The organism is Pseudoalteromonas sp. TAB23 (assembly GCF_000498075.1).
GTDB lineage: Bacteria > Pseudomonadota > Gammaproteobacteria > Enterobacterales > Alteromonadaceae > Pseudoalteromonas > Pseudoalteromonas arctica.
Map to the genome: position 1 here is coordinate 57862 of NZ_AUTP01000344.1, position 6543 is coordinate 64404.

General features: G+C 38.6%; 5 protein-coding genes and 1 pseudogene. 1 reads left to right on the plus strand and 5 read right to left on the minus strand.

The window, feature by feature from the left end; translation table 11 throughout:
- Window positions 1–18 precede the first annotated feature (18 nt).
- Complete coding sequence (locus L654_RS0123200) at window positions 19–603, plus strand: hypothetical protein (RefSeq protein ID WP_024609178.1); 585 nt, start codon at window positions 19–21, stop codon at window positions 601–603.
- Window positions 604–625: 22 nt separating this feature from the next.
- On the opposite strand, the pseudogene rluF reads toward L654_RS0123200, so the two are convergent.
- The 5 genes and pseudogenes from rluF to L654_RS0123225 form a co-directional block, all read right to left on the minus strand.
- Window positions 626–1641: pseudogene (gene rluF, locus L654_RS01000000126735) on the minus strand (23S rRNA pseudouridine(2604) synthase RluF).
- Between the two features lie 86 nt (window positions 1642–1727).
- Window positions 1728–2798: a DUF418 domain-containing protein gene (locus tag L654_RS0123210; protein ID WP_024609179.1), complete on the minus strand. Its 1071-nt coding sequence runs from the start codon at window positions 2796–2798 to the stop codon at window positions 1728–1730.
- Window positions 2799–2828: 30 nt separating this feature from the next.
- Complete coding sequence (locus L654_RS0123215; protein WP_024609180.1) at window positions 2829–4043, minus strand: HDOD domain-containing protein; 1215 nt, start codon at window positions 4041–4043, stop codon at window positions 2829–2831.
- 89 nt (window positions 4044–4132) lie between these two features.
- On the minus strand, window positions 4133–5668 hold the full coding sequence (locus L654_RS0123220) for a glycogen/starch synthase (protein ID WP_024609181.1): 1536 nt from the start codon (window positions 5666–5668) through the stop codon (window positions 4133–4135).
- A gap of 81 nt (window positions 5669–5749) precedes the next feature.
- Window positions 5750–6543 (minus strand): sugar phosphate nucleotidyltransferase (locus L654_RS0123225; RefSeq protein WP_024609182.1); only part of this gene is annotated, 794 nt, incomplete at its 5' end.

A 6543-nucleotide genomic window follows, 5' to 3' on the forward strand; every position in this document is an offset into this window, starting at 1 on the left:
TTTATAAGTGAATCCCCTGTGACCTTTAAACAACTATTCAACAGCGCTCTGCTACTTTTAGCAACGGCTCCTCCGCTGGTTTTACTTGCATGGGATGAACAAGCCGATCCCTCTTTTATCCCCAATGGTATATATAACACCTTAACATTTACGTTATTTCCAATAATAACGATCGTGTTATCGGTTGCTTTATTTAGGCACCTATATAAAAAATACAATAATAACTTTGAATTTAAACATACGGTTAAAGATTATATTGTTGAGCACGGGAAATTCCGCTCAGTATTTATACCAATCGGTTTACCTATTTTAATTTACTTATGGTTGTGGACGTCAGTATGTATTTCAGTAAAGTTACTGGCTAATAAATACGGCGATAATATATGGCAGCAAGAATATCAGTTACTCGAAGTAGGTACTTGCCCAACTGATTATGAATACAGTTGCGCAAAACTGACTGTACTGGATTTAAAAAGCTATAAAAAGCACACTTTTAGATGGTATTTAGATAAAGGTAGATTGGTGGGTTTGCAAAATAACAACGTAAACTTAGTGGGCGTTAAAAGCCCACTTGGTAATATAGTACAAGAAATACAGTGGTAGTAGAATACCACTTAGCTGCACATTATTTTTTTAGACTGAGAATACGGTCCGAGCTTGGTTTTGAGTCTGATTTAGCATTAGACGACTTGTTCTCTTTAATGCTTTTTGGCTTACCCACATACGTTGTAGAACGCTTTTGGTAAGGAGTATTACTGCGCTCATTTTTGCGCTCTGTGTTAGCGTTGCTGCGCTCAGAGTTACGATTTGTATTTCGCTCAGTACTACGCTCACTATTTCGATCACCATTATTAAAGCGTCGTGGGTTTTCGCCCTGAAAATCGCGTTTTTTAGGTGCTAAAGGTGCATTATTTTCTGATTGCTTATTAGTATCAAGCGAGTGCTCTTGAGTTTTACCAGAATCAGAAATTGAATCGTTTATTTGCGCTATTTCAATATCTGATAGATGACGCCACTGTCCTACTTTTAAACCTTTAAGTGTTACGTTCATTATGCGCGTACGTTTTAAGGTTACCACTTCGTAGCCTAAGTATTCACACATGCGGCGTATTTGACGGTTTAAACCTTGAGTAAGTACTATTTTAAATTCTTTGGGGCCACTTTGCGTTACTTTACATTCTTTAGTAACGGTATCTAAGATAGGCACGCCATTCGCCATTTTTGTAACAAACTGACGATTAAGCGGTTTATCTACCGTAACAACGTATTCTTTTTCGTGATTATTGCCTGCACGCAAAATTTTATTAACGATGTCGCCTTCGTTAGTTAAAAATATAAGCCCTTCAGACGGTCTATCTAAGCGCCCTATTGGGAATATACGCGTAGGATAATTTACTGCGCGAATAATATTACTTTGAATTTTACTTTCGGTAGTACACGTTATGCCAACGGGTTTATTGTAGGCAATGTAAACGCGCTTCGGCGTGGCTTTAAGAGGCTTACCATCAATTAATACAACATCGGTAGCGGCTANTAGCCATTAACGCTGACACGACCTTGCTCAATATATTTATCGGCTTCGCGGCGTGAACAAAATCCTGTTTCACTAATAAATTTATTTAAACGTTTTAATTCGGTCATGGCACTTATAGCGTAGTAATTTTTAAGGCGAGTAGTGTAAACCACCCACACTATTTTTTCGCCCCTAATTTACTATTTATAGGCGTTTAAGCACTAATTTTTACTTTAGTTAATTTACGCCATACACATTCAAGCGGACCTTGATTAAAATAGCGGCTGTATAAAAAGGTAAATATGAGCTGCAGCGCAACTAATGCCGTTGCAACTAACCAATAGTCAATACGATCAAAACTGAGCACCCAGTGGGTAAATAGCACTTTATATAACAACAGTTGTATGAGTGTTTGGCTAATATATAAAGTAAATGCTAAGCGCCCTGCTTGTTGAATAAGCATGCCGACGTGTGCCCTGTTATTGCAAAATTTAACAATTAAATGAATATATAGCGTAGCCATACCTAGGGCCGCAAACATATTTACAAATTCTTGCACCCCATATCCTAAGCTGCCATTAAGCTGTGATGCATAAAGCCTGATTCCACAAAAAACAAGGGTCATTGCACCGCAAACTATTAATTGCTGAGTCGTTAAGCCTTTACTAAAAACGTCTTGTTTATATAAATAAATGCCAATGAGCATAAGGCCCACGCACATCCACATTGTCATTATTGGCACCATAACAAGCATCAATGTGTTCATGGCGAGGTTACTAATAAAGTAATCAATATAGTGTGGGTTATATAAATCTATAAACTGTGCTGAATCGCGGTAAATCACTTCATCGGGTACGTTAGATACAATAAGCACTGTAGCTACACCCGATAACAAAATAAACTCAAGTCCTCTTTTTAAAAGAACGCTGTTATCACTCTCTAAATATTTAATAACAAACCAGCCAGATACACCGTAAACAAATAAAATATCACCTGCCCAAAGTAAAAAACCATGTGCTAAGCCAAAGAGGATTAACCAATAAAGTCTGCTTTTTAACTGCAATTCAGACTTATAACGTTGCCACTGAATGTAAAGCCCGGCACCAAAAAGCAAACTAAACAGTGTTCTAAAACGCCCGTCTACAAACAAGCTGCTAAAGGTATGAATAATTGAGTCGCTAACAGGAGGATTAGTTAAAGAGGTATACCCGTATTCAAAAAGGCCGAAGGCGTAAGCATTCATGTAAACTAGGCCAAGCACGGCAACGCCGCGAATAAAGTCCATATTATAATTGCGCATTAAAGCTATTATCCGTTAAATATTATTCTTATAACTGTCAGCCCAATCGACTGACTGCTGGTAAAGTGGAGGAAGTATAGCACTGTCTATATTCAACAAAAGTACAGCTTGTTCAAGTGCCCACCAGCTTCCTGTTTCGTATGCTTTAACAACGTTTAAAATATAATAAAGTGTGTTTTTATCCCCTAATAATGCCGTTTTTATTTCATCAGGGAAAGGTAGTTTTTCAACAAGCAAGCTCATTGGTTGATCAAGGATTGCATCCAGCAGTGAAAATAACCCAGTTAAAAATGCTTCGCCTGACTGACTTTTATCAACATTTTTTGCCAAAAGCTCACAAAAACGCGCGCGTACAACACACACTTGCATTAGCTCTGCAGGTTTTTTACCCGCTGTATGAGCAGTAACAATAAGGCTCACAAACTTTTTAAGGCGTTCATGCCCTAAATACACAAGCGCTTGCTTTAATGACGATATTTGGCTTTGTATAGGAAAAACACCGCTGTTAATTAAACGCAGTAATTTATATGCAAGTGCAGCATCAAGCTCAAACAGTCCAGATATAGCTTTTATATCTGGACTGTTTTTCATTATTTCGGCGTAAATAGCGACGACTAAACCATAATTATAATCAATGTCATTTTGTTTGATCATGGTAGGTTTTGCAAAAAAATAGCCTTGAAAATAATCAAACCCCATACCAAAGGCGAGCTTATAGTCTTCTTGTGTTTCTATTTTTTCGGCTAGTATTTTTATTTGTTTATGTGTTTGTAACTTTTTAATTATGGGCTGTATTTCGCTAAGAGGTGTAATTGCAATATCAAATTTAATGAGCTTCACAAGCTTTAAAAAACGATCCCACTGTGGTTTATATACAAAGTCATCGAGTGCGAGTTTGTAGTTACTATGAAATAAACCTCGGCACAGTTCATAGTTATCGTCGGTGGGTTCAATGGTTTCGAGTAACTCAATCACAACGTCTTGGCATGGTAAAAAAGCACATAAATCGAGTTTTAATGATTCAGGTCCTATATTAATAAGTGCTTTTTTGCCTGATGTAATATGGCGTGTACCTAAATTTAATTGATTTTCCATAATAAGCCTTGCTGTTGCTTGGCCTTCTGCAATATCTGGAAAATAATTTTTTGGACTATCACGAAAAAGTAGCTCATAGGCTACTACTTTTTTACTTCGATTGAATATTGCTTGCCTTGCAACAAATACAGACACATTACCTACTTCTTAGTTTTTATATAATACTAAGTAATTAAACCCTAAGCAGGTACATTTGTCACTAAACTTTAAAGTACAGCAACGATTTACCGGTATAAGGTTGTTATATAATCAGTTGCCACTTGTGGCCACGAAAAACGCATTTGCTCTGCGCTGTGCTTAATTTTATGCCACTTTTTAGGATTTTGCTTTTTAATTAAGAGAGTTTCGTCTAAACAGCTAATTAAATTACTCGTTTGTGTTGCTAACGTGTCGCCATTAAAGCTAAAACCATTTTCGTGGTGTTTAACTGTATCTTTTAATCCGCCAACACTGTGAACTAAACAGGGTTGCCCGGCACGCATTGCTAGCATTTGGCTAATACCACAAGGTTCAAACGAACTTGGCATTAAAAATAAGTCACCTAGTTGATACATTAAATCGCCAACACCTTGACCATAGCCCTTCAAAAATAAAAGATTAGAATTACGCGCCATTGCTTTGGTAAATATGCTTTCGAGTTCTTTGTCACCCGAACCTAAAACAATGAGTCTGCCGTTATATTCATTAATAACTTGGCACACTTTATCAATAGCTAAAGCCTCATTAACCTGCTGGCACAATAACAACACTTTTTGCTCTGTAAGTCGGCCAACGCTTGTAACTAATGGGCCATTATTAACCGTTGCTTTAAATTGCTGTAGTCGTTGGTGGGCAATATAGTAACCGCTTTGTAACTGCTCGCTATTTGCCATCCAAGTAAATAAAGTGTTCTCGGCTTGGCTATAAAAATCGGCGAGAGTTGCTCCTTCAAGTGCATTGCTTGGATATTCGCAGCCATTTAAAATACCGACAAGCTTACCTTGGCTTGCTGCATTTTGCAGATCTTGCTCAAGCCCTTCGCCACCAAAAAAACCATGCTCGTAATTACTAGGTTCAAGAACCTCTTGGCTGTAGGTTGGTGATACAACATGTACTTTATCGCACAGATTTATTGCACTGCGCATAGGGTTAAAGCAATGTGGATAACGCGGGTCACATAGTTGCTGGCCATTATAACTAAGTGACGGAAACCATGCCTCTAAGCTTGAATCATCATGCTTAAATGGTCTTATACCTTGCAGTGCAATATTGTGCACTGTGTAGGCAATGGGTAAAGTGTTAAGTGAGCTATAACGGGGCTCAAATTTGAGTAAAACTGCAACACAAGCGCTGTGCCAATCATGTAAATGTAGCGCTGTAGGGCGCTTTAATACACCTTGTAATAATGCTTCGCAGACGGCTGCATTAAATAAAGCAAATTTTGTCGCATCAGTTGCAAAAGGCCTCCCCGGTGCATCGTTACAATATACACTGCCTGACTCACTAAATAGCGGGTGGCTAATAACAATTTGGCTTACATTATTTTGGGCTTGTTGTACTTCAAAAACTTTTAATACATGGGGTTGAGCATTAAATGCAACGGTTACTTCACCTATATAAATACGCTCAAGCGGCTCAAACCCGTAGTCAGGAATAACAACGTCAACCGTTATACCTTGCTTTGCGAGCGCCCTTGGGGCATCGCGTACTACATCTGCCACACCGCCTACTTTTGCGCCTGGTAACGCGTCATTTTCTGCTGCAACCATTAATACATGCATTAATTTACTACTTCCTTTAACCTGTGTGGGCTTGCTCATAAATGAGCAAGCTTTGTTGTCGTGCTTAATATTTAACGTGTTTTACGCTAACTTTTTATTCTCACGCGCTTGGCGCTCTAACTTTTTTGCAAGCTCAGTGAGCATATCACGAGTAACAAGAACGATGCCTTTCTTAGATACTCTAAAGCCGTTTTCTTCATCTGTTTTTTTGTCAAAACCGATTTCGAGACCTGCTGGTATTTCACAGCTCCTATCTATAATCGCACGTTTTATTTTACAACCTCGATTTATAACTGCACCGGGTAAAATTACCGACTGCTCAATGGTACAAAATGAGCGAACGTGGACATTAGAAAACAAGAGTGACTTTCTAACCGCAGAGCCCGAAATAATACACCCACCCGACACAGTTGAGTCTAATGCCATACCGCGCCTATCTTCGTCATCAAAAATAAACTTAGCAGGTGGTAGTTGTTCTTGATATGTCCATATTGGCCAAGTTGGGTCGTATAAATCAAGTTGTGGTTCTGGCATTACTAATTCCATATTAGCCTCCCAGAACGAATCTAGTGTACCTACATCGCGCCAATAAGGTTGCCCCTCTTGGTTTGGATCTCTAAATGGGAAAGCAAATACATTATGCTCTTCTATAATTGCTGGAATAATATCGTGACCGAAATCTCGGCCAGAGCCTTCATTTTCAGAATCTTTTTTAAGTTGCTCAAACAAAAATTCAGTATTAAAAATGTAATTCCCCATTGATGCTAAGCACGTACCTGGCTTGCCAGGTACGGAGCTCGGCATTGCTGGTTTTTCATCAAAGCGGCACACTCGGTTTTCTTCATCAACGGTCATTACACCAAACGTATCGGCAG